We start from the raw sequence: 23,018 nt of genomic DNA, 5'->3' as shown, positions 1-23,018 counted from the left end.
TTCGCGATGCGTCAGAGACCTTTCCGCGGTCCTTTTGGGGCATCTTTAAGGCGCTAGGGATTCAACCACTTGAAGGCGCGACGCAAGGCTGCAGCCCCGCCTTTTCTGATCAGTGCTCCGTGAGCCATGACAACTTGGTCTGCGTTCCAACCTAGGATTTGCCGGACACCTGAGCGCAGTAAAGTCCGGTCCGTTGTAGCAAAGCGATACTTACGTGGCACCTGCGCTGTCGGCCCTTCCATCAGATCAAGGCGCGCAATAACTCCGCGCCATCCTTTGAACCAGCCGGGATCAAACTGTTGAATGAAGTCTGTGAAGACTGCCGTTTTGCTGGCACGGTGGAAAAACACCACTTCGGTTGTGATCGCGTTACCCCGCAGGACAATCTGTTCCAATTGCCCGGCCCACGCGGGGTCCGGAGTATCGGTCAGGTCGGCATCGAAACGAACGGCCCTGCATTTGCCGCGAACGTTTGGAGCGGCGTATGTTTGCGCATCTGGAAATGCCGCGACCCATTCCGGCACAAAGAGATGATGAAGGTGATTGGGCGCCACAATGTGTTTCACTTGGCCAAGCGCGACGATGCCCTGCCGTAATCCTTCGGTCATCGCAATCGGAGAAATGATCATCAAATCCCCGCCTGATAGACGGAAGACCGTCATACGTGTGGGATAGTGAAAGCCCGCAAACGATACGCAGGGTCCGCCCGCGATCCAAGCATGTGCACCAATGGGTTCCAACATGGCTGAGACGTATCACTCGCCATGGGCCCCTACAACGATTATAGCCCCTGCCGTTTCACCGACAGGGGCTGCTCGTTCCGGGCGTTTTCGCCTCGTGATCTGGATAGCGAGTGTCCCGACGTGGCGCACTGGGTGGGGGCAAGAAAAGCGCCGCGCCGGGACTGGAGTAAATACTCGCTATGACCCTTGTATGCAGGCCATGCGTGGCGGGAGTACGGAGTGTCCGGGGCCATGCAGCGGTGTTTTTGAGGCAAAACCGTGTCGGGGTTGATTTCATGTGAACAAGGCGCAAGTCTACCCCTATGACAGCCCATTCCCCCTTCGTCGCGCCGCAGCAGGTCAGCTTCCATCGTACTGAATTGCAAGTGATTCTAAGCTTGTACGGTCGGATGGTTGCGGCCGGGGAATGGCGCGATTACGGGATTTCATCCCTGAAGGAAGTCGCCATTTTCTCGGTGTTTCGTCGGACGGCCGAGCAGCCCATGTACCGGATCGAAAAGCGTCCCAAGCTGGCCACCAAGCAGGGGGCCTATGCCGTCATCGGCATGGACGGGCGGGTGTTGAAACGCGGGCACGACCTGCGCACGGTGTTGCGCGTGCTGGAGCGGAAGTTGATCCGGGCGATCGACTGAACGCGTCTAACCCTCTGGTAAGGCCAGTCTTTTCTTGGCGGTGATGTCGCCTGTGCTGCCATCACGCATACGTTTGCGGGCCTCGGCGATGGGCTCATAAGCCACGGCCATGTGGTGGGCGTTGGCATGGATCAGCATGTCGTCGCTGGCCATGATGCCCACGTGCCCCTTCCAGAACACCAGATCGCCGCGCAAGTACGGCTCCCCGTGGTGGAGGTCACGACCCAAGGCGGTCTGCTGGTCACTGTCCCGGGGACACTCCATCCCGCAGGCCAACAGCGCCATCTGGACAAGGCCCGAACAATCCACGCCCCAGCGACTGTTACCCCCCACAGATAGGGGGTTCCGAGGTACAGGTCCGCCACGCCCACCGGGTCGGAAAAGCGCGCGTTTAGGGGTTGCAGATGCGCACGCGGAATGAAGTGGCCCGTGCTGATCTTGAGGAAATCGCCGTGGTCGGACACCACATGGACCTGACTTCCAAAGAAGATCGCGACCTCGGGCGGCGCTTTCAACTCTCCGCGTGGGTAAAGGTGCGTCGCCGGGGCGGCGACCCAGTGGGTGGGCTGCTCAGCCCCGCCCAAGGATCCCGCAACGATGTAGCCGCAGTAGCCGTCCCGCTCCGCCTGACCAAAGGCGTAGCCATCGCGTTCGTCAATCACACGGAACCGCTCCCCGAACAGCAGCTGCGAGGTACGTTTGCCGCGTGGTTCGTCCATGATGTTGACCAAGGGTTGCAGCACGGATTTGACCGTGCCCTTGACGTAGCGGGCGGCGTCAACCTCGCCCTTCAGCTCGATCCCCGCAGCATAGCCATTGGCGGGCAACATGCGCCGATCTGTGATCACCGCGTCGGTCATAGGTCCAGCACCTGTGGCAGCGCCTCCAGGATGGCGCGGGCGCCCATGCCGACGCCTCCCTTGGGGCGTCCGGGGTGCGCGGCGGGGTTCCAGCCGTAGATGTCAAAGTGCACAAATCGTTGGGTTTCCGTCACAAATCGGTTCAGGAACAAAGCCGCCGTGGTGGCCCCCGCAAACCCCCGCGGGTGCGTTGTCCAGATCCGCGATGCCGGGTTCGATCATCCGTTCGTAGGGTGTGTGCAGGGGCAGGCGCCAGACTGGGTCGCGCGCCTTGTTCGCGGCATGACCAAGGGCCATGGAAAGGGCATCGTCATCCGTGAAATAAGGTGCAAGATCAGGCCCCACCGCCACACGCGCGGCCCCTGTCAGCGTGGCCATGCAGATCATCAGGTCGGGCGGTGTCTCGTCCGCCAAAGCCAGCGCATCGGCCAGAACCAAGCGGCCCTCGGCGTCGGTGTTGTTGACCTCGACCGTCAGCCCCTTGCGGGATTGCAAGATGTCCTTGGGGCGAAAGGCATTGCCCGCAACGGCGTTTTCCACCGCCGGGATCAGGACGCGCAGGCGCACGCCCAGCCCCGTCGCCATGATCATATGCGCCAGACCCAGCACAGTGGCCGAGCCGCCCATGTCCTTTTTCATCAAAGCCATGGAGGACGCCGGTTTCAGGTCCAGCCCGCCGGTGTCAAAACACACGCCCTTGCCCACCAGCGTCACCGTTGGGCCGGTGTCCCCCCATGTCATGTCGATCAGACGCGGGGCCTGTTCGGCGGCCCGGCCCACCGCGTGGATCATGGGGAAGTTCTGGGTCAGCAGGTCGTCCCCCACGATCACCTTGATGTCAGCGCCGAATTGTTCGGCCAGGCTGCGGGTCGCAAGCTCCAACTCCTCGGGTCCCATGTCGGCGGCGGGGGTGTTGATCAGGTCGCGGGTCAGGAATTCGCCGGCGGCAATGGCCTCGATCCGGGCGGCATCTACACCGCGCGGGGCAATCAGTTGCGCCTTGGGCGCGCTTTGCGGGGCGTAGCGGTCAAACTTGTAGCCCGCCAACAGCCACGCCAAGGCCGCCTCGTCCAGCGCGTCGCCGGTCAGAAAAGGGGCCTCAAGGCGGAAAGTGCCGGACTTGAGCGCGGCGGGGGCGCGGGCCATGTTGAACCGACTGCGCGTATGGTCCGATGGCTTGCCCCAGCCCAAAACAGCGCCCGCCAAAGCCCCGTCTTCACCGGGCAGGCGCAACACCTCTCCCAGCCCAGCGCGAAAGCCGCAGCTTTGCACCCAGGCGCGCGCGTGATCCGACTGCGCATCCAGCCAACCCTCCAGATCGGTGGGCCGCAGCACATGGATCGGCAGCGCGCGGGTGTCCGGTGTTGCGAATTTGGCGGTCATTGCGTGTCCCCTCAACTTGCTGCGCAGCCTACCTTGCCCACATTTGGTCGCAAGGGCAGATCACGCCCGCTTTAGGGGGAATTTTGATCCAGCGACCAGATGGCTTGGGCAGAATTGTCCCCAAGGCGCTGCATCCGCATGACTGTGGCGGCCACTGCGGTTGCATCCCCGTTGGCGATACAGGCCCGCACATCGCCTGCCACTTGCGCCAAAGTTGTCATACCGATCCGCGCGGCCAGTTCGCCCACCGCTTGTGCCATGATGTCCAGACGGGTCCAGTCCCCAACGCTCCACGCGACCTGCGCTGCGGACAACATTTGTGTCCCCTGCGACAGCACCTCGACAATAATTTTTTCCGCGCCTTCATCGCCCCGCTCTTGGCACAGGGCCTCTAGCTGGTCGGCGTCAAAACACACGACTTCTTCGTGGCGCAGCACTGCAACCCCGTGTTTCATCCTAGTCTCCACTCGCTGCGCCCCCACAGCACGGGCAATCTGCACCGGCATCTGTGAACAACCTCTTACCCCTTGCGGCAACAAATCCCTCGAAATCGGTGCGTATTCCCCATAGACCATTGTCAAATTAGCAAAGATTGCGACCGACCTGATGCAACACGCCAAACCCCTGCCCGCCCCGCTGGTACAACGCTACCACGGCTGGAAGGCGACGACCTTCACCGAAAACCATGCGTGGTACAAACGTCTGGCCGACGAGGGACAGCGGCCCCGCGCGCTGATCATTTCGTGCTGTGACAGCCGGGTGCATGTGACGTCGATCTTTGGGGCCGAACAGGGGGAGTTCTTTATCCACCGCAACATCGCAGCCCTTGTTCCGCCCTATGCCGCCGATGGCGCACAGCACGGCACCTCGGCCGCGATTGAGTATGCAGTGACCGCCCTGAAGGTGGCGTCGATCATCATCCTTGGCCATTCCCGCTGCGGCGGGGTGCAGGGGTGCCATGATATGTGCGCCGGACATGCGCCCGAATTGGACCGCAAAGAGAGTTTCGTGGGCCGTTGGATGGACATCTTGCGCCCGGGCTATGCGTCCGTGAAGGACATCGAAGACCAAGGGGAACGGCTGGAGGCATTCGAGAAACGCGCAGTCCTGACCAGTCTGGAAAACCTGATGACCTTTCCCTTTGTGGAAGAGGGCGTGAAAGAGGGATCGCTGGCCTTGCACGGGTTGTGGACGGACATCAGCGAAGGCGGGTTGGAGTGTTACGACCCTAAGGCCGACGCCTTTGGGCGGATTTAGGACCACGCGCCGCTCAATCCTCCAGCCTTGTTGGTTGGGACTGGACATGACTGCTGTTCCTTTATCAGGTAAAGGCACTACGCTTTTGTCCCAAGATGGAGCAGCTTTGTGCGCGTTCGGACCGTGATGAACAGGACAGCGACCCTTGCGCGCCTTCTGGTGGTTGGGTGGTTTGTGCTGGCTGTGACATGGTCCCCCCAGCTGCGGCACACCCCCATGTGTTCATCGACGGGCGCGTGGATTTCGTTTTTGCAGACGACGCGCAGCTGACCCGGATCGAGGTGACGTGGCTCTACGATCCGCTGGAAACGTTGTTCGTCCTGTCCACGCTAGAGATTGATCCAGGGTCCGATTGGACCCTGACAGAGGCAGACTATGCCGAGATCATTACCTTCGAGTCTGACTGGTCCGATACCTTCAACGGTGCGGCACGGCTGGCCTACCAGGACGTACCTGTCGCCTTGGCGCCGCCCCGGGATTTCGATGTGCGCCTGATCGGCAACCGGTTGGAGGTCACCTTTGTCCGCGACCTTGCCGCGCCCCTGTCCCTTGGGACCGACACGCTGAAGGTGGAGTTCTACGAGGACACCCACTTCTTTGCGTTCGGCATCGCAGAATCGCCGAGGCTGCTGGGCACAGCGGACGCGTGTTTGGCCACGGTGCAGCAGTTCGACCCAGAGGCAAACCCAGGCTGGGTCGAGACCACCCTTATGCAGCTGTCGCAGCTAGATCGTGATGAAACGCCCGAGGACACCGACATCGGACGCCTGTTCACAGACCGCATCTTTCTGACATGCGCGTGATCCTGTTGATCCTTTTGCTGGCCATAGGGGCCGGGGCGGTGTGGTGGTCATGGTCCAACACCGGCGCGCTGCAATGGGCACTAACACAGCAACGTGCCCTGCAAACGGATATGGCGGACGGAGTGTTTGCCCTGAAAACCGGGGCACCGGGGGCTTGGGCCGCGTTGCTGCTTGCGGCGGGGGCTTACGGGTTCGTGCATGCGCTCGGGCCCGGTCATGGCAAGTTTGTCATCGGCGGTGTGGGTCTGGGGTCATCGGTCAGTGCCGGGCGTCTGCTGGGGTTGGCGCTGGCCTCTAGCATCGCGCAGTCCCTCTGGGCGATCCTGCTGGTCTATGGTGGTTTCGCCCTGATCGAGGCGAGTGCCGCCCAAATGACCCGCGTCACCGAGGATATCCTGGCCCCTGCCAGCTATATCGCCATCGCGCTGATCGGAGGGATCATCGTGTGGCGTGGTGCGCGCGCGCTGTTGTCCGCCCGCACCCATGTGCACAGCGATGATTGCGGATGCCATGGCCACGGCCCTACCCCGGATCAAGCAGCCAAGGTCGGATCTCTGCGCGACGCGGTTGCCTTGATCCTGAGCATCGCGATCCGGCCCTGTACGGGCGCGGTATTCTTGTTGGTGATCGCGTGGCAAATGGACATCAAGGCGGCGGGCGTGGCGGCGGTCCTCGTCATGGGGCTGGGCACGGCGGCGCTGACGTCGCTTGTGGCTGTGTCCAGCACCGTGGCGCGGGGGATCACCTTTGCGACGTCCTCGCCGCTGAACACGGTCCACATCGCGCTTCCCGCCCTCCAGGTCCTGGCGGGCGGGATGATCTTGTTTGTCAGTCTGGGCCTGCTGTCGCTGGTGCTTTAGCCCTTTTTCAGGCAGCGTTTGCCCAGCGTCTCGGCGATCTGCACCGCGTTCAACGCAGCGCCCTTGCGCAGGTTGTCGGACACGCACCACAGGTTGATCCCGTTTTCCACGGTCACGTCCTGACGGATGCGGCTGATGAAGGTGGCGAAATCACCGACGCACTCCACGGGGGTGACGTAGCCGCCATCCTCGCGCTTATCGACCACAAGGATACCGGGGGCCGTGCGCAGGATCTCGCGAGCCTCGTCCTCGTCCAGGAAATCCTCGAACTCGATATTGATCGATTCTGCGTGACCCACAAACACGGGCACCCGTACGCAGGTTGCTGTGACCTTGATGGCAGGATCGACGATCTTCTTCGTCTCGGTCACCATCTTCCACTCTTCCTTGGTGTCCCCGCTGTCCATGAACACATCGATATGCGGGATCACGTTGAAGGCGATCTGCTTGGTATAGACGTTGGGCGCGCGTTCCTGACCGGGCACATACATGCCCTTGGTCTGGTCCCACAACTCGTCAATGGCGTCCTTGCCGGTGCCGGATACCGATTGGTAGGTGCTGACGACGACACGTTTGATCCGCGCGCGGTCATGCAGCGGTTTCAGCGCGACAACCATCTGCGCGGTGGAGCAGTTGGGGTTCGCAATGATGTTTTTCTTGGTGTAGCCGTCGACCGCCTCGGGATTCACCTCGGGCACGACCAGGGGGATGTCCGGGTCGTAGCGGTACAGGCTGGAGTTGTCGATCACGACGCAACCAGCCTTGGCGGCGATGGGTGCGAATTCCTTGGTCGCGGCAGAACCGACAGCGAAAAACGCGATGTCCCATCCAGCGAAATCAAAGGTCGCAAGGTCCTTGGTCTTGAGGGTTTTGTCACCAAAGCTTACGTCCGTGCCCAAGGATTTGCGCGATGCCAGAACGGCAATCTCGTCCACGGGGAACTGGCGTTCGGCCAGAATGTTCAGCATTTCGCGGCCCACATTGCCTGTGGCGCCCACGACGACGACTTTGTAACCCATAATCTCGTCCTTTGTTTGTATCGCGCGCCTCTTACCCCGTGGGCTGCCAAGGGGGAAGCGCTATTCCTTGATGCGACACCATCACCGTCTATTATGCGCCCATGGATTACCTGTTCCCACCCGACCCGCCCTTTGCCGTGCCCACCACAGACGGGCGCGCCTACCCCCTGCGCCGCATCTTTTGTGTGGGCCGAAACTACGCCGAACATGCCGCCGAAATGGGGCTGGAGGTTGACCGCGAAGCGCCGTTCTATTTCACCAAGTCTGCGGCCCATGGCGTGGTGTCAGGCGCGGGTGTGCCCTACCCGAAGGGGACAGAGAACCACCACTACGAGATGGAGCTGGCGGTGTTCATGGGCGCCCATGGTATGATCGGGGCGGGCTGCGCGCTGGACATGACCCGGCGGGACCTTCAACTGCGCGAGCGCAAGAAGCAGCGGCCATGGTCGCTGGGCAAGGATGTCGAAGGCAGCGCCGTGTTCGCGCACATGACGCTGGGATTCCAGATCGCGGATCAACGGATCGCCCTGTCCCAAAACGGTGTCGCGCGCCAAGACGCCCGACTGTCGGACATGGTGTGGTCCGTGCCCGAGATCATCACGCATCTGTCCGGGTTCTACACCTTGGGCGAGGGCGATGTGATCCTGACCGGAACCCCAGCGGGCGTGGGGCCGGTGCAGCCGGGGGATAGGCTGGCGGGCGAAATCGACGGGCTCGCGCCCATTTCACTACAAATTACAGATGCGGTGTAAACTAAAGTAGACAGTTCGCTAGATAGGTTTACAATGCGGGCAAAGGAAATCCTATGCCCGACGCCAGTCCCTCGCTCTTCGCACCTACCCCTGCAGACGCCTTGCCCCGGGGTAAGATGTGCACCGATTGCGGCCTGTCGCGGATGAAGCTGGCCAATCAATGCGGCAAGGTCTGCCAATTCACGACCCCTGATTTCGGCAAGCTAGAGGCGCAGACTCACGGGGCCGCGCGCACCATGGACACCCTGCAACAGTTCTTTGGCCCTCACATAGCGATGCACCGCGCCCGGATGCGCGACCCGAAACCGGGGGCGCAGTGGACGGGGGTGACAACCTCGCTCGCGGCACAACTGCTGCAAGACGGGGCGGTGGATGCGGTGCTGACACTGGCCCCTGCCGAAGACGACATCTTTCGCCCTGTGCCCGTCCTGATCACCGACGCCGCCGACATGGCCCGGGTGCGCGGTATGCGCATGGGCTATGCGCCCTTACTATCCTTGTTGGAACCCGCCGCCGCCGCTGGCCACAAGCGGATTGCCGTGATCGGGATCCCGTGCCAAGTGCACGCTCTGCGCGGGATCGAGGCACAGCTGGGCTTTGACCGGATCTACGTCATGGGCACGCCGTGCAGCGACAACACCACGACCGAGAACTTCCACGACTTTCTGGCCCTGCTGACGGACGCGCCCCAGACCGTGACCTATCTTGAATTCCGCGCCGACTACCGGGTCGAACTGCGGTTCCAGAACGGTACCCAGAAACTGATCCCGTTCCTGTCCCTGCCCATCAGCAACCTTGCGGACGACTTCTTTCCCCTGACCTGCCGGACCTGCACTGACTACACCAATGCGCTGGCCGATATCACCGTGGGCTACATGGCAGGCGAGGGGGACCAGTGGATCATCGTGCGCAACGACCGCGGGGCCGAGATGTTGGGCGCCCTTGGCAATGACATCGCCCTGTCCCCCGTGGGCAGCAGCGGCAAGCGCGCGGCGGCCGTCAAAGGCTTTGCCGAGAACACCGCGCGCGCTGCAGGCGGCCTGCCCCTGCGCCGGATGCCCGATTGGGTGCGGCCCATCGTGTCGTTCCTGCAACCACGCATCGGGCCCAAGGGTTTGGAATTCGCCAAGGCCCGCCTTGAGATGAAGGCGGTAGAGACGATCCTGCATCTACGCCGCGCGGCCCCAGAACGGATGAAGCACATGATCCCCGATCACGTCTGGGGACTGGCGGCCCCCTATGGCCTGACACCGGAACCCGGCGAACGGCGCGACGACGTGTAACCCTTGGCGTGCGGACGCAAAGCAGCTACCTGCACCCCATGGAAACCGTAGACAAACCCCTGTCCCGCCTTTGGCATGGCTATCTGAAACCCCATTGGAAACTGGTCGCCCTCGCCGCTGTCCTGATGATCATCGAAGGCAGCACGCTGGGTGCCCTGTCCTACATGCTGGAACCGATGTTCGACTGGCTGTTCATCGAGGGGCGGGCGGACATGATCTGGTTCGTGGGCTTGGTGATCTTTGGCCTGTTCATGCTGCGCGCCTTTACGGGGCTGGCGCAACGGACGATCCTGGCCCACGTGTCCTACAAATCATCCGCCGTGATCCAACAGGACCTGCTGACCCACGTTTTGGCGCTGGACAATACGTTCCACAATGCCAACCCGCCGGGCACGCTGATCGAACGGGTGCAGGGTGATATCCTTGCGGTGCAGACGGCGTGGAATGCTCTGCTGTTGAGTGCGGGCCGGGACGCGGTGGGTCTGTTGTCCCTGATGGTCGTGGCGATCTCGGTCGATCCGGTTTGGACCTTGGTGGCCGTCATCGGCATCCCGATCCTGATGCTGCCGTCTTTCGGGGTACAGCGCTACATCCGCAAAAAAGCTTCTCTTTGCGGGACATTGCGGGGCGCCGCACCACCCGGTTGGACGAGATTTTCCACGGGATCACTCCGATCAAGCTGAACCGGATGGAGGCGTATCAGGCCGCGCGGTTCAAATCCGTCACCGCCGAACACGTCAACGCCTCGGTCAAGATGACCGCTGGCTATGCCGCCGCCCCCGCGCTGGTGGATGTGGCGGTCGGCCTCGGCTTTCTGTCCGTTCTGGTCTACGGCGGGTCCGAGATCATCGCGGGCGAGAAAACCGTGGGCGAGTTCATGTCGTTCTTCACGGCCCTCGCCCTTGCCTTCCAACCGTTGCGGCGGTTGGCAGCCCTGTCGGGCACCTATCAAACCATGCTGGCCAGCCTGCACCGCATCTTCAACATGCTGGATACCGAGGCCGTCGTGAAGGATCAGGGCACAGCGCCGCTGAAGATCACCAACCCGGACATCCAATTCAACGCCGTGACTCTGTCCTACGGGACCACTCCGGTTCTGCGCGACCTGTCCTTTACCGCCCCGGCTGGGCAAACCACGGCGCTTGTGGGCCTGTCCGGTGCGGGCAAAACGACGGTGTTCAACGCCCTGACCCGGCTGGCCGACCCGCAATCCGGGACGATCACTTTGGGCGGTACTGATATCCGCACCGCGTCATTGGCCGATCTACGGTCGCACTTTTCCGTGGTCTCGCAAGAGACCCTGCTGTTTGACGAAACCCTGCGCGAGAACATCACGGCCGGGCGCGCAGACGTCACCGATGCTCAACTGATGGCCGCTGTTGAGGCGGCCCATGTCAGCGACTTCCTGTCGGATCTGCCAGACGGGCTGGACACCCAAGTCGGTGCGCGCGGATCCAACCTGTCTGGTGGCCAGCGCCAAAGGGTGGCCATCGCCCGTGCCCTGCTGCGCGAAGCGCCCGTACTGTTGTTGGACGAGGCAACATCGGCCCTGGATGCCCGGTCCGAGACCTTGGTGCAGCAAGCCCTCGACAAGCTGTCCAGTGGGCGCACTACCCTCGTGATCGCCCACCGCCTGTCCACGATCCGGGACGCGGATCAGATCCTTGTCATGCGTGACGGTCAATTGGCGGAACAGGGCACGCACGAGGCGTTGCTGGCCCAAGGGGGGCTTTACACCCAACTGCACGCCTTACAGTTCAAGGACCAGCATTAGGCCGATATCACAGTCCAACCGGGCGGAAAGATATCCGGGTTCGACAGGCTTGGATCGTTGTACCAGACCGATGGGGCAATCACGCGCTTGCCCGCGTCCGGGTTCAACCACGCCCCCCACCACGAGAACGTGGAATTTGCGATCACGTGGTGATCACAGGTCGCCATCAGGCGCAGATCTTCGTAGTGCTGTTCAGGTGTGTTGTGACCCACCACCGTCATCGGGCACGGAAGGATCAGGTTGTCCTTGGCCCACGCTGGATCGTTGGAGAAAACGAAGGCATGGGGCAGCGCTCCGGCATCCTGCGCGATCTTTTCAAGGGCAGCGGTGTAATACGCCGCCGAACACTGTCCATGCTGGCTGCCCTCGGCCAGATAGTCCCCCCGGCGCAGGTGCACCGACACCGCATTTGGGGTCTGTGCGATACGCGCGATCCAATCCGCGTTCTGCGCGTTTGGCGGGGTCACGATGGTCAGGTCTTCGCGCAGTTGCGGCAGGAAATCGGCAAAATAGCGTTCCGTCTGGAAATAGCCGTGCAGGTAGCTGTTGTCGGGCGCGTCAAAGATCGCGGGGTTAAAGCACAACCCCTGCTCGCGCAGAAACCGGGGGTGCGCCCAAACCGCCGCCAGACCTGATACCGCAGCCCCCCGCGCGCAGGGGGAAGGCCCGGACCATCCGCCCGAAAGGGCGCGTTGAAATGGTGCAGGGCGGGGGCCGCCCAGGCTTGCGGTTGGGCCCGTGCCTCGCGCAGATCGACGGCCAGGTCGGTGCCAAGACGCAAGGATAACGCGCGGGCCGTGGCGTATTGAAACAGCTGGTTGCCCAAGCCCCCCAAAAGTCTGACGTAGATCATCGCGCACCCTTGCCTGTTGCCCCAAGGACTAGCACCGTCTGGACGCAGCCGAAAGCCTGAGGCATAGCGGTCCACATGCAAGCGCCCGACCTGATCGTCACCAACTTCAACCCCAACTACACCGGGGTCTCTGCCACGGCGGCAAATGTGGTGCGGGCGCAGATGTCGGCACTGGACCTGCGCCTTGTGGGTCACCCCCTGCCCGGTTGCCCAGACCCGATTACTCTGTCCACCGCAAGGGCCCTGTCCCGCGCGCCGATCATCTGGCACATGCGCCGCAACCCCGAGATGCGCGCGGGGATCTGGGCGCGGGATGTGCTGCGCCTGCCGATCAGGCTGGTCTTCACCTCTGCCGCGCAGCGCCGCCATTCCGCCTATCCCCGCTGGCTGATCTCGCGCATGGATGCCGTTGTGGCAACCACGGAGAAGGCAGCCGAGTATGTCCCGAATGTGCGCGCCGTCGTACCCCATGGGGTGGATGCAGATGCGTTGACCCCCGCACGGGACCGAGCCGCGGCATGGGCCAGCCTCGGCTACGGGGGCGTGCGTGGCGTGGCGGCGATTGGTCGGATCAGACCCGAAAAAGGGACGGATCTGTTCGTGGACACCATGTGCAAGGTGCTGCCGGATCATCCGGGCACCACGGCCCTTGTCATTGGGCGCGCAGGGCGCACGCACAAGTCCTTTGAAGAGGGACTTCGCGCGCAAGTCGCAGCCGCTGGCCTGTCTGATCGCATCCTGTTCGTGGGTGAACAATCGCCTGAGGCACTGACCCGTATCCTGCCCGCCCTTTCGCTGATCGTGGCCCTGCCCCGCTACGAAGGGTACGGCATGACACCACTGGAGGGGATGGCCGCAGGCGTGCCCTTTGTGGCCAGCGACACGGGCTACTTTCGCCAGTTCAGTCACGATGGCACGACCGGCACAGTGGTCCCTGTGGGCCAAACCGCCGAACGCGCTGTCAGCGCCCTGTTGTCGGACCCCGCACGCCTGAAACGCATGGGCCGCGCGGCCCGCACCGCCGCGACGACACATCACAGCGCCCAGACAGAGGCGGATGGATATGCAAAGGTCTACGCGGAACTGAGGGACAAAACATGACCACTAAAGGGTACATCATCCACCTGTTGCGCGCTGAAGGTCGAAAACCGGCTGTCGAGGCGATCATCCGCGGCGCCCCTGTGCCCTGTCAGATCACCCCTGCCGTGGACGCGCGCAACCTGCCCCATGATGCCGTTTGGGGCGATTATGGTCGCGAAACGATGCAGCCGCGCTTTCCGTTCAAACTGGGTGCAGGCGAATGTGGGTGCTTTCTGTCCCATCGCACGATCTGGCGCGAGATGGTGGAACAGGGGACCGAGGCGGCCGTTATCTATGAAGATGACACGACCCTTGATCCCACCTTGCACACTGGCGCGATAGAGCTGGCCTTGGCGCACATCCAGACGTTCGGGATCATCCAACTGCAACCGCGTGTGATCAACGACGTGGGGCCTGCGTTGCACAGCCACGGGCCCCATTCCCTCTACCTGCCCGAGCTTGCCGCGCTGCGATCCAACTGTACGGTCGTGTCCGGCTGGGCCGCCGCCAAGCTGGCTGAGGCAAGCCAAACCTTTGACCGCCCCCTCGACGTCTTTTTGCAAACCTCTTGGGGCACGGGCGTGCGGCCCGCCTTGATCCAGCCGTCTGGCGTAACGGAAACCTCTGCCATGCTGGGCGGGACGACGATCCAATCCAAGGGGCAGCCCTTGCTGGCCAAGTTGGTGCGCGAGGTCAAACGCCCCCTCTTCCGTGCCCAAATGCGCGCCTACGCCAAACGCAACGCCAATCGCGGCGCATGAGGAAAGCAGGCCATATCGCCCAGATGGTGATCCTGCGCGCCCTGCTGTGGGTGTCGCGCATCCTGCCCCTGCGCTGGCGGGCCAATCTGTTCGGCCATCTGGTCAACGCCATGGTGCGGATCGTGCCGCCTTTGCGCAATCGTTGCCTAACGAACCTGGAGCGCGTCTACCCGGACATGCCCCGGCCCGAACGCCTGCGTATCCTGGGACAGGTCTGCCGCAACATCGGGCGTACCTTGGCGGAGATTCTGTACAACGATGAATATGCTAGGGTCGCGGCGGCGTTCCAGATCACGGGCCCCGGACTGGACGCTCTGCACAGCGCCAAATCCCAAGGACGCGGAGCAATCATCGTGTCAGGGCATTTTGGCCAGTGGGAGGCTGTGCGCCACGCTCTGCGCGCCCAAGGGCTGGAAACAGGGGCGCTCTATCGGCCCAACAACAATCCCTACTACGAACCCCTGTTCCGCAAAGGGATCGAGGCAGGCGGCGCGCCGATCATCCCCAAAGGCAAGGCAGGCACCCGCGATATGCTGCGCCACATTCGATCCGGGGGTTTCATGGCGCTGCTGTGCGATCAATTTGTGCAGGACGATACGGTGCTGACCTTCATGGACCAGCCCGCAGCCACGACCCTTTCGCCGGCGGAGTTGGCCCTGCGCTATGACCTGCCCTTGGTGCCCGTCTTTGGCCTTCGCGTACCGGGCGGGGTGCGCGTCACCGCACTGGACCCAATCCCTCACTCGACGCCTGAGCAGATGATGCAGACGTTCAACGATGTCATGTCCGCACAAATAAAGGCCAACCCCGGGCAATGGTACTGGCTGCACAACCGCTGGAAACTGATGCCGTGGCAGCAGTCAAGGTCGCAAGGCGACTGATCCCGGTCGCATGTAGCGTGCTGTATCGTCGCCGCCTCGGTCATTGTAGATCAAAAGAGGCGCATGATGTTTCTAAGCATTTTCGACATCTTCAAGATTGGCGTTGGCCCATCGTCGTCGCACACCATGGGCCCCATGACCGCCGCCGCGCGGTTTCTGGACGACCTGCGCGGGGGGCGCGAACGGGAACCCGGCGCGGGAGAGGTTGCCGCGCTGGCAGCGTCTTTGCACGGGTCGCTGGCGTTTACCGGCAAGGGTCACGCCACGGATCGCGCCGTCATGCTGGGCCTGATGGGGTTTGCCCCCGCTACACTGGATCCCAACAAGGCCGAAGCGTTGGAGGCTGATCTGCGCACATCGAAAACTGTGGAACTGGACGGCCTCCCCCTTCGGTTTGACCCTGACACCGACATCACCTTTGACTACGGCCCCGCCCTTCCGGGCCACGCCAACGGTCTGATTCTGCGTGCGTTTGACACCAACGGGAACCTGTACATGCAGGAGACCTACTATTCGATCGGCGGCGGTTTCGTCGTCACCGAGGCAGAGTTGGAGGCAACGCGTCACGGCGGAGCAGACGACTTGCATGCGGACAAGGCACAGGCGGGCTACCCCTATCCCTTCGGCTCCGCCGCTGAGATGCTCAAGATGGGCGCGGATACCGGCAAGACGATCGCCCAGATGAAGCGCGCGAACGAGCTGTCGCATATGTCCGCGCGCGACTTGAAGGATCGCATCGCGGGTATCTGGTCCGCCATGGATGCCTGTATTGAACGAGGCTTGCGGATGGAAGGGACCCTGCCCGGTGGCCTGTTCGTCAAGCGCCGCGCCAAGGCAATCCACGAACAATTGCTGGCAGAGGCGGGCCAAAATCTTGCGCAACCTCACGTGGTGAACGACTGGCTATCCGTCTACGCCATGGCCGTGAACGAGGAGAACGCCGCCGGGGGCAGGGTCGTGACCAGTCCCACCAACGGGGCCGCCGGGGTGGTGCCGGCTGTGGTGCGCTACTATCGCGACCATTGCATCGGCGCGACCGCCGAGGGGATCGAGACCTTCCTACTGACGGCATCCGCAATCGGCGGCTTGGTCAAACATAACGCCTCGATCTCGGGGGCCGAGGTTGGATGTCAGGGCGAGGTCGGCAGCGCCGCCGCCATGGCCGCCGCCGGTCTATGCGCAGCCCTTGGCGGAACCAACGCACAAATCGAAAACGCCGCAGAAATTGCACTTGAACACCACATGGGCATGACCTGCGATCCGGCGGGCGGACTGGTGCAGGTGCCTTGCATCGAACGCAACGGGCTGGGCGCCATCAAGGCTGTGTCCGCTGCATCGCTGTCCTTGCGGGGGGACGGCCAACACTTCATGCCGTTGGACAATTGTATCGAGGCCATGCGCCAAACCGGCATCGACATGTCAGAAAAGTACAAAGAAACCAGCCTTGGTGGTCTCGCCGTGAACCTGCCGGAGTGTTAGCGAACCGCGCGGATTGTATCGCCTGGGTCAAAGGTGGGGTCCAATTCGATCTTGCGATCCGACGCCTCGTCAAAGACCGTCTGCCCTGCAATGATTTGCGCCGCCTGTCGGCCAATCTCGCGGCGACAGCTGTCTGTCGTGGCAAGGCGTTTGGGCAGCCCCGCCAGCAGAGTGAACCCGTTGAACCCCGCCATCCCAAGATCACCGCCCACATCGTGGCCCTGTTCAAGGCAGTACAACAGCCCGCCGGCACCGGTCAGATCGTTAGAGTAATACAGAAAGTCCAGATCAGCAGTGCGTTCCATCATATCCCGCGTCATCTCGCGCCCTTTGGCAAAACCGGAGCTGCCGGAATAATACATCTCGTCCGCGAGAGAGACGCCGGTTTCGGCCAAAGCACGTTCCAGACCCTCTTTGCGCTTGCGCGCGCGGTGATCGCCTTCGGTCGTGGTCGTCATGAACCCCACGCGACGATAACCGCGTTTTACAATTTCCTGACCCATCTCGTAGCCAGCGCGCCAATGGCTGATCCCCACGGCCGCATCGACAGGTTCACCGTCAACATCCATCACCTCGACCACAGGGCATCCAGCGTTCGCCAACATGGCACGGGTCGCCTCGGAATGTTCCAGGCCCGCAATGATGACGCCGGACGGGCGCCATGACAGCATCTCGTACAGGACCTTTTCCTCCTGTACAGGTTTGTAGGACGTGGCCCCAACGACTGGCTGCAAGGGCGTTTCTTCAAGGATTTCATTTACTCCCGCCAGCACCTCTGGAAACACCATGTTGCTGAGCGAGGGGATAATGACAGCCACCAGATTTACGCGATTAGAGGCTAGTGCACCGGCGATTTTGTTTGGGACATAACCAAGCGCCCGCGCGGCCTCCAGAACACGCTCTCGGGTCTTGGCAGAGACGTCCCCACGGTTGCGCAACACGCGACTGACGGTCATCTCTGACACGCCCGAAGCCTCAGACACATCTCGCAGCGTAAGCTGCCCGCGCCGCACATCACCCGGTCGTATAACCAAAATCTGTCCTTTCAGTCTGGCCTCCTTGTTAGCGGTAAACTCACATCCGAGACAAGCCTTGCACCAACCTGCGCATCGTCGCACTGTTGGACAACGGCCCCGTGGCTCAACTGGATAGAGCAGCCCCCTCCTAAGGGGCAGGTTGCAGGTTCGAATCCTGCCGGGGTCGCCAGCCCTACTGATTTCATTGAGGAAATTGCCAACACACCCAAAGGTGTGCGGAAGCGTTAATCCTCATGGTGTTTGATGCGAGTTTGACCTTGGTGGATGCAGAGCTTGCTCTGGTGTCTCGGTGGAAATTTTTGCTCGAGAGTGGATCAAGAAACTTCCGATAGGGGAAGTGCAGCTAAGCCATTGTAAACGTGGACTACAGTCGATTGTAAAAAGCCCAAAGGGCACTCAGGATCAAGAGTGGATCAAGAAACTAGTGCCACCAAGGATGGTAGCCTGCACGAGGGTGATCCTCATCTGCATCATTGATCAGCTCTGCATCCATGGTCTTGCGAATGACGTTTGTTGCCTGAGCGGCATTCTTGGCATCCATACCGAGCCTTTCACACAAAGTGGCGTTCCGCATCCGTTCGCCTGCCATCGACTTCAGCACAGTATGGAAGTAGCAAGCTCTGACCCGTTCTTCAGCGGTCATATCCGCAAAAGTTCGAGGTCCATACAAGACCACCTGCATTGAGTCAGCGTTCGCTTTGAGTGAGGTGCCCCTAGTTTCCTGGACGTCTGCCTTGTTCAGTTTGTGCTTTCTGATTTCGAAATCAACAGGCGACAGCATGCCATTGTTTGTGTGCTTGCGTTTTGGGTTGTAGAACATCGGGATGTAGTGGAACACATCCCGCCTTGCGTCTTCGCGGGTTGGATATGTCCGCCGTCTGGTGCGCTCCCGCTTCAGCAGCTGAAAGAAGCTCTCGGCGACGGCGTTGTCGTGGCAGTTCCCGCGCTTACCCATGCTCGGTTCCAGATTGTGCTGGTGGAGAAACGTCTGCCATTCGCGGCTTGTGAACTGCGAGCCTTGATCGGAATGTACCATGACCTTCCCTTCTGGCTTTCTGCGCCAGACGGCCATCAGTAATGCCTGCAAGGCCAAGTCTGTGGTCATGCGGGACTGGGCGGACCAGCCGACAACCCGGCGCGAGAACAGGTCGATGACGACGCACAGATACAGCCAGCCTTCATGGGTCTTGATGTACGTGATGTCGGTCACCCAGACCTGATCGGGAGCAGAAGCCTGGAATCGCTGCTCCAGCTTGTTCTCGGCAACGATTGCTGGCTTGCCGCCGTAGCGACCCGGACGGCGTCTGTAACCGATCTGTGCAGCGATCCCGGCCAGAGACGCCAGGCGCGCCACCCGGTTCTCGGAAACCTGTTCGCCCTGACCGCGCAGATCGTCCGTGAGCTTGCGATAGCCATAGACCTTGCCGCTGTCCGTCCAGGCCAGCCAGATCAGGTCTGTCTGGCGCACATCTTCCCGCGCACGGTGGCTTAACGGTTCCTTAAGACATGCCTAGAAGCCGCTGAAATGAACCCGCAGCACCCGGCACGTGGCGCGGATGCCAAACTCTCCGCGATGCGCCCGGATGAAGGCGTACTTCATTGGGACTCGCGCGCGAAGTACGCCGTTGCCTTTTTTAGAATGTCGCGCTCCTCAGTGACCCTGGCCAGCTCGCGCTTCAGTCGCCTGTTCTCTGCTGCGTGGTCGATGATGTTCGCTTTGGATGTCGGTTCCCCGAACAGCTTCATCCACTTGTAAAGAGAATGCGTGCTGACGCCCAATCGCAGGGACACCTCCCGAACCGGATACCCCCGCAGCGTGATCTGATGCACCGCATCGCGCTTGAAATCATCGCTGTAATTGCTTGTCCCACTGTCGGCCTCCTCGCCTCAAAGTTAGGGGGCAAAGCATCTACAAATCTAGGGGAACCTCAAGAGGCACAAAACCGCGACTGGTCCAAGATATCTCTACATTCCATATCCTATAGGGAAGACGGCCAGCGTCGCCACACTAGGCGACCGCTTCCCATGCGTCTTGGTCGGAACCAAAAGAGTTCTGGTTGCTGTCAGTGTCAAATTTATGAAGTGACGCTGAAAGCCGCTGCTGATCTGCTGACAAAGCCTCCATGATACCGCCATTTTCATGGGCAAGTTCTGCATTGGCTCGGGCAAGGCGATCCAGCTGCTGCATAGCTATTTTCAGTTCAGAGAGAGCCCGGGATTGGAGCGTTGCGCCTTCCGCCGCGGAATGAACAATATCAAGTGTTTCAGATACAGACTTCCGGACTTCTTGTACCGAGTCCCCCGTTTGCCGGACCAAATCCGCACCTTGTTGAACGAAAGCTACGTTATCCTTGATCAGTGCGCCGACCTGTTGAGACGCGTCGGCGCAGCGCCCAGCAAGGGATCGTACCTCAGTGGCTACCACGGAAAAGCCTTTTCCGGCAGCACCTGCACGCGCAGCTTCAACTGATGCGTTCAGCGCCAGCAAGTTTGTCTGGAATGCGATACCCTCAATTGTTGCGACGATTTTGGCCATCTCTGCCGAAGCTGTCTCGATATCAGTCATTGATCTGACGGCGCGATCAGCCACTTGCTCCATGTCCTGAGCGGATGCGTCCATGACCCCCAACAAATCCTTACCCCGCGCCATATCCTCGCTTGCCTGATCTACAGACTCCGATAATGCGTCTGCTGCGCTAGCGGATTGATCAACCGCGCTGGCCTGACTTTCAGCGCTGCGGGTCAGTTCATGAGAGGCCGTCTTGAGGCGACCAGAGGCGCCGCCCAAAGACTTCGCTGAAACCTCAATATCGCCAAGTAGTGATGAAAGATTCTCCAGCGCCAGATTCATCGCCTCGGCCATTTCACCGAAGAGACCTCGGAAATGGCCTTCTGCACGAACATCCAATCGACCATTTGCAAGAGCGGTGAGCGTTGTCTGCAACGCACTAAGACTGCGTTGGCTGATGTCCGAGATACTGTTAATGCCGCCTGCTAATTGCAGCAAAGCAGGGTCTTCGGACTGGATATCAAGTCGCTTTGAAAAATCGCCTTCAGCGCAGGCTTCGACAACGCGACGGATTTGGTCAACGGCATTCTTTTGCGAAATAAGCTGACGTTTTGCAGCCTCTTTTTCGGACTGATCGCGAGAGGCTTGCTCAGTAACAAAGGTCTCTGCGACTTCTAAAATACTGTTCAAACCGTCGCCAAGAACACGTTGCAGGCCATGTAGATCCGCAACATTCACCCGGCGGTTAAAGCTGCCCTGAGACACAGCTTCCAGGGTTTGTTCAATCTCGACCTGAGAGGCTTCGGATTGCTGAAGTTCACGGGCGAGGCGTTTCAGATAGCCCTTACGGTTCTCTTGAAATTCTTCAATCGCAGCGCAAACCTTGCGCAAATCGCGTTGTGGACACTCTGGAACAGGGTGATCCAAATCATCGTTTGCCAAACGCTCTAGGTGGCGCGTTATGGCGGAAAGCGACGTGCCGGCAGTGCGCGCAAAAATTAGGACCGCGCCAAACAGCAGGGTGATACCCACCAGCATGATACCGCTTTTGAACACCACGCGATCCCAAAGGGTCTGTATTCCCTCGTCTGCGATAGTCTGAATCTCGCGCAGGCCAGCATCTTCGACGCTTTTGATACCGTTGATCTTTGCAGTGATCTTTTCGAACCACTGCGCGCCGCTGACGCTTTCCAATTGGGCGGGATCGTTGCCAATCAAGAGTGCACGATAGCGTTCAACATCTGTGGTCGCGGGTAGAGCGTTGAAGCGATCCAGCTCTTCGCGGAGCGGGACAGAAGCCATTTGTCCGTAGGTTGTAAACAAAAGGTCCTGACTGCGTGTCAGCCCAATGAAGCGATCCAGAATCGGTTGCGGGATATGGCCATCGCCGGTCGCTGCGGCCCCGAGACCCACAGCACCTGTTGCCCGTTCTAATCCCGCAAGGTCCTTGGCACGCATCAACAACGCATGACGCTGGGTCGCTCGCGCGGTCCCCGCGTAGTAAATATCACGACCCAACAGGGGCAAAAGATCGATTGCATCATTGTTGATCTGCGTGATCGTCCCAACCCAATCAGGTATCGAAATAGACTGCGTATCCACACGCGCGCGCAGCGCCCGTAAACTGGCAAGGTCTGTGTCAATTTTGTCTAATGCCGCCAAGACCCATGTGTCCGCAATCTGACCCCGCAGGTTCGTCATACCAGAAACAAACGCCGAGATCGCCTGATCGGTCATGGTCCGCTGTTGTTGCAGTTGGTCACCAAATTCGCTGCCACCACTGGCCAGAAACCCAGCAGACATGCCGCGTTCTTTCTGCATCTCGTGGGTGAGTGCGCCGATGCTGGCTGCCACGGCGACAACTTTTTGGTCACCTTGCATATACCCCATCGACCTTATGTCCGAGGCAAGGAACACGCCCGCAATGGACGTCAAGGACAGCAAACCCAAAAGCGCCACTGTCAGCATAGCAGAACTAAGCGACATGGCCTGCAAACGTTTCAGCATTGATCTCTCCAACTATCTGGTTGGAGGCATCTCAACGCAAAGACCTTAACAAACGGTCACACGCTCAGAGCATCTTGATAACATCTTGATCTATCGCCAGCACGTAACCACGGCGTGCGATGTTCTTGACCAGCAGTTCGCTGACCATTTGATTGCCAAGGGTGTCGCGCAGCCGTTTGATCCTGGTGGCACCCGCGGCCTCGTCGCAATCCTCGCGCGCACGTCCGGTGATCATGGCCTCGATCTCGGCCCCCGATAGCACCTCGTCGTCCAAGCGTGCTTCGGCCAGAACGGACAGCGTTTCAATCGCGGCCTCGGTCAGTTTGAATTCCATATTGTTCAGTAAAACAATGCGTTCCGGACGGGATATCAACAGAGAAGAGACTTGAATTCCTGACCGCTCAATCTCGCCCATGCGGCGGTTGAGAGCGATGATCGTGACCAGAAACATAAGGCAGGCCACCAGCAGCGCGGTCGCGAAAATCAGTAGGACAAAGATGGCCATTCGATAGCTGACCAGCACCTGTGAGAATGTCGTTCCCGATTGCGCAAGGATTTCCAGCAGACGCAGTTCTGCCGCCCCCGTCAGGTCATCATTTTCGATAAAAATCCGCTCAACACGGGCATTAAAGGCGTTGGCGTCAGGCAGAGCGGCGAACAGCAAGACCGCCGCCAATGCCAGAATCACGACAATGGCCACGATCCCGATGGCCACCACGCGGCTGCCGCCCCGGCGTGTTTCAGTAGCGGAGGAAGTAATCACCTGCACTGTCCCTCCTTTCCTCAAGGCCGCTGTCGTCAAACAGGGAGACCACGTTCAACACCTGCCACCCGTCGCGGGCGATGCGTCGCGCAATCTCGGCCTGCGCAGCACTAGCGGTGCAGGGTCCGTTTATCTGAACGACACCATAATGCAGCCGCAGGGGATTATCGCGCTTTGCCTTATAGTCGGCATAGCACACCGCCTGCGCAGACGTTGCCAGAAATAGTGCCGAGACGAAGGGAAGGAGCAGTTTCATACGCCAACAATGGGCCACAACACCGT

21 protein-coding genes, 1 tRNA gene and 3 pseudogenes are annotated in these 23,018 nt (G+C 60.8%); 13 read left to right on the top strand and 12 right to left on the bottom strand.

Features of this window, described 5'->3' with window-relative positions; translation table 11 throughout:
* Positions 1 to 53: 53 nt before the first annotated feature.
* Positions 54 to 743: a DUF4336 domain-containing protein gene (locus ACZ1G0_RS01500; RefSeq protein WP_472735324.1), complete on the bottom strand. Its 690-nt coding sequence runs from the start codon at positions 741 to 743 to the stop codon at positions 54 to 56.
* Between the two features lie 302 nt (positions 744 to 1,045).
* Here ACZ1G0_RS01500 and ACZ1G0_RS01495 point away from each other — a divergent pair, with 302 nt between their 5' ends.
* Positions 1,046 to 1,375: a DUF2794 domain-containing protein gene (locus tag ACZ1G0_RS01495; protein WP_472735323.1), complete on the top strand. Its 330-nt coding sequence runs from the start codon at positions 1,046 to 1,048 to the stop codon at positions 1,373 to 1,375.
* A gap of 6 nt (positions 1,376 to 1,381) precedes the next feature.
* On the opposite strand, the gene ACZ1G0_RS01490 is transcribed toward ACZ1G0_RS01495, so the two are convergent.
* The 4 genes and pseudogenes from ACZ1G0_RS01490 to ACZ1G0_RS01475 all read right to left on the bottom strand — a co-directional run bounded on the left by ACZ1G0_RS01490 (position 1,382) and on the right by ACZ1G0_RS01475 (position 4,073).
* Positions 1,382 to 1,660, bottom strand: a complete 279-nt coding sequence (locus ACZ1G0_RS01490) for a C40 family peptidase (RefSeq protein ID WP_472735322.1) — start codon at positions 1,658 to 1,660, stop codon at positions 1,382 to 1,384.
* A gap of 365 nt (positions 1,661 to 2,025) precedes the next feature.
* Positions 2,026 to 2,094: pseudogene (locus tag ACZ1G0_RS01485) on the bottom strand (hypothetical protein); the annotation flags it as partial.
* A 137-nt stretch (positions 2,095 to 2,231) separates the two neighbouring features.
* A pseudogene (locus tag ACZ1G0_RS01480) lies at positions 2,232 to 3,618 on the bottom strand (leucyl aminopeptidase family protein).
* Between the two features lie 71 nt (positions 3,619 to 3,689).
* Complete coding sequence (locus ACZ1G0_RS01475; RefSeq protein WP_472735321.1) at positions 3,690 to 4,073, bottom strand: hypothetical protein; 384 nt, start codon at positions 4,071 to 4,073, stop codon at positions 3,690 to 3,692.
* A gap of 151 nt (positions 4,074 to 4,224) precedes the next feature.
* Between ACZ1G0_RS01475 and ACZ1G0_RS01470 the strand changes: the two genes are divergently transcribed.
* From ACZ1G0_RS01470 to ACZ1G0_RS01460, 3 genes are all read left to right on the top strand, one after another.
* The gene (locus tag ACZ1G0_RS01470) at positions 4,225 to 4,875 is read left to right on the top strand and encodes a carbonic anhydrase (RefSeq protein WP_472735320.1); all 651 of its coding nucleotides are present in this window, start codon (positions 4,225 to 4,227) and stop codon (positions 4,873 to 4,875) included.
* 188 nt (positions 4,876 to 5,063) lie between these two features.
* The gene (locus tag ACZ1G0_RS01465; protein WP_472735319.1) at positions 5,064 to 5,678 is read left to right on the top strand and encodes a DUF1007 family protein; all 615 of its coding nucleotides are present in this window, start codon (positions 5,064 to 5,066) and stop codon (positions 5,676 to 5,678) included.
* Positions 5,669 to 6,538 carry a nickel/cobalt transporter gene (locus ACZ1G0_RS01460; RefSeq protein ID WP_472735318.1) on the top strand — a complete coding sequence of 290 codons (870 nt, stop codon included), beginning with the start codon at positions 5,669 to 5,671 and terminating at the stop codon, positions 6,536 to 6,538. Before ACZ1G0_RS01465 ends, ACZ1G0_RS01460 begins: the two co-directional genes overlap by 10 nt.
* On the opposite strand, the gene ACZ1G0_RS01455 is transcribed toward ACZ1G0_RS01460, so the two are convergent.
* Entirely contained in the window at positions 6,535 to 7,557 is a 1,023-nt protein-coding gene (locus ACZ1G0_RS01455) for an aspartate-semialdehyde dehydrogenase (protein ID WP_472735317.1), read from the bottom strand. The two genes, ACZ1G0_RS01460 and ACZ1G0_RS01455, sit on opposite strands and share 4 nt — an antisense overlap.
* 101 nt (positions 7,558 to 7,658) lie before the next feature.
* Between ACZ1G0_RS01455 and ACZ1G0_RS01450 the strand changes: the two genes are divergently transcribed.
* Genes ACZ1G0_RS01450 through ACZ1G0_RS01435 form a run of 4 tightly spaced genes read left to right on the top strand, consistent with a single transcriptional unit; the run spans position 7,659 to position 11,366 of the window.
* Positions 7,659 to 8,309, top strand: a complete 651-nt coding sequence (locus ACZ1G0_RS01450; protein ID WP_472735316.1) for a fumarylacetoacetate hydrolase family protein — start codon at positions 7,659 to 7,661, stop codon at positions 8,307 to 8,309.
* Positions 8,310 to 8,362: 53 nt separating this feature from the next.
* Positions 8,363 to 9,592, top strand: a complete 1,230-nt coding sequence (locus ACZ1G0_RS01445) for a Coenzyme F420 hydrogenase/dehydrogenase, beta subunit C-terminal domain (RefSeq protein WP_472735315.1) — start codon at positions 8,363 to 8,365, stop codon at positions 9,590 to 9,592.
* A gap of 38 nt (positions 9,593 to 9,630) precedes the next feature.
* Positions 9,631 to 10,275, top strand: a complete 645-nt coding sequence (locus ACZ1G0_RS01440) for an ABC transporter transmembrane domain-containing protein (protein ID WP_472735314.1) — start codon at positions 9,631 to 9,633, stop codon at positions 10,273 to 10,275.
* Entirely contained in the window at positions 10,236 to 11,366 is a 1,131-nt protein-coding gene (locus ACZ1G0_RS01435) for an ABC transporter ATP-binding protein (RefSeq protein ID WP_472735313.1), read from the top strand. Before ACZ1G0_RS01440 ends, ACZ1G0_RS01435 begins: the two co-directional genes overlap by 40 nt.
* Here ACZ1G0_RS01435 and ACZ1G0_RS01430 read toward each other — a convergent pair.
* Complete coding sequence (locus tag ACZ1G0_RS01430; RefSeq protein WP_472735312.1) at positions 11,363 to 11,950, bottom strand: alpha-1,2-fucosyltransferase; 588 nt, start codon at positions 11,948 to 11,950, stop codon at positions 11,363 to 11,365. The two genes, ACZ1G0_RS01435 and ACZ1G0_RS01430, sit on opposite strands and share 4 nt — an antisense overlap.
* A 344-nt stretch (positions 11,951 to 12,294) precedes the next feature.
* Here ACZ1G0_RS01430 and ACZ1G0_RS01425 point away from each other — a divergent pair, with 344 nt between their 5' ends.
* From ACZ1G0_RS01425 to ACZ1G0_RS01410, 4 genes are all read left to right on the top strand, one after another.
* Positions 12,295 to 13,320, top strand: a complete 1,026-nt coding sequence (locus ACZ1G0_RS01425; RefSeq protein ID WP_472735311.1) for a glycosyltransferase family 4 protein — start codon at positions 12,295 to 12,297, stop codon at positions 13,318 to 13,320.
* Positions 13,317 to 14,060, top strand: coding sequence for a glycosyltransferase family 25 protein (locus ACZ1G0_RS01420; protein ID WP_472735310.1), 744 nt, complete (start codon positions 13,317 to 13,319; stop codon positions 14,058 to 14,060). Before ACZ1G0_RS01425 ends, ACZ1G0_RS01420 begins: the two co-directional genes overlap by 4 nt.
* Positions 14,057 to 14,941, top strand: coding sequence for a lysophospholipid acyltransferase family protein (locus ACZ1G0_RS01415; RefSeq protein ID WP_472735309.1), 885 nt, complete (start codon positions 14,057 to 14,059; stop codon positions 14,939 to 14,941). Before ACZ1G0_RS01420 ends, ACZ1G0_RS01415 begins: the two co-directional genes overlap by 4 nt.
* A 66-nt stretch (positions 14,942 to 15,007) precedes the next feature.
* The gene (locus ACZ1G0_RS01410; RefSeq protein ID WP_472735308.1) at positions 15,008 to 16,420 is read left to right on the top strand and encodes an L-serine ammonia-lyase; all 1,413 of its coding nucleotides are present in this window, start codon (positions 15,008 to 15,010) and stop codon (positions 16,418 to 16,420) included.
* On the opposite strand, the gene ACZ1G0_RS01405 is transcribed toward ACZ1G0_RS01410, so the two are convergent.
* On the bottom strand, positions 16,417 to 17,403 hold the full coding sequence (locus ACZ1G0_RS01405) for a LacI family DNA-binding transcriptional regulator (protein WP_472737754.1): 987 nt from the start codon (positions 17,401 to 17,403) through the stop codon (positions 16,417 to 16,419). The genes ACZ1G0_RS01410 and ACZ1G0_RS01405 overlap by 4 nt on opposite strands.
* Before the next feature lie 146 nt (positions 17,404 to 17,549).
* Here ACZ1G0_RS01405 and ACZ1G0_RS01400 point away from each other — a divergent pair.
* A tRNA-Arg gene (locus tag ACZ1G0_RS01400) sits at positions 17,550 to 17,626 on the top strand.
* Between the two features lie 582 nt (positions 17,627 to 18,208).
* Here the strand turns inward: ACZ1G0_RS01400 and ACZ1G0_RS01395 are convergent.
* From ACZ1G0_RS01395 to ACZ1G0_RS01380, 4 genes and pseudogenes are all read right to left on the bottom strand, one after another.
* Positions 18,209 to 19,287: pseudogene (locus ACZ1G0_RS01395) on the bottom strand (IS3 family transposase); the annotation flags it as partial.
* A 178-nt stretch (positions 19,288 to 19,465) separates the two neighbouring features.
* The gene (locus ACZ1G0_RS01390) at positions 19,466 to 21,973 is read right to left on the bottom strand and encodes a methyl-accepting chemotaxis protein (protein ID WP_472735307.1); all 2,508 of its coding nucleotides are present in this window, start codon (positions 21,971 to 21,973) and stop codon (positions 19,466 to 19,468) included.
* 64 nt (positions 21,974 to 22,037) lie between these two features.
* Positions 22,038 to 22,742 (bottom strand): winged helix-turn-helix domain-containing protein, encoded by a 705-nt coding sequence (locus tag ACZ1G0_RS01385; RefSeq protein ID WP_472735306.1) that lies wholly within the window; start codon positions 22,740 to 22,742, stop codon positions 22,038 to 22,040.
* Complete coding sequence (locus ACZ1G0_RS01380; protein ID WP_472735305.1) at positions 22,714 to 22,992, bottom strand: hypothetical protein; 279 nt, start codon at positions 22,990 to 22,992, stop codon at positions 22,714 to 22,716. Before ACZ1G0_RS01380 ends, ACZ1G0_RS01385 begins: the two co-directional genes overlap by 29 nt.
* Between the last annotated feature and the right edge of the window lie 26 nt (positions 22,993 to 23,018).

Source organism: Thalassobacter sp. HA4-2 (assembly GCF_055693705.1).
This window is presented reverse-complemented; position numbering and strand designations above follow the sequence as displayed.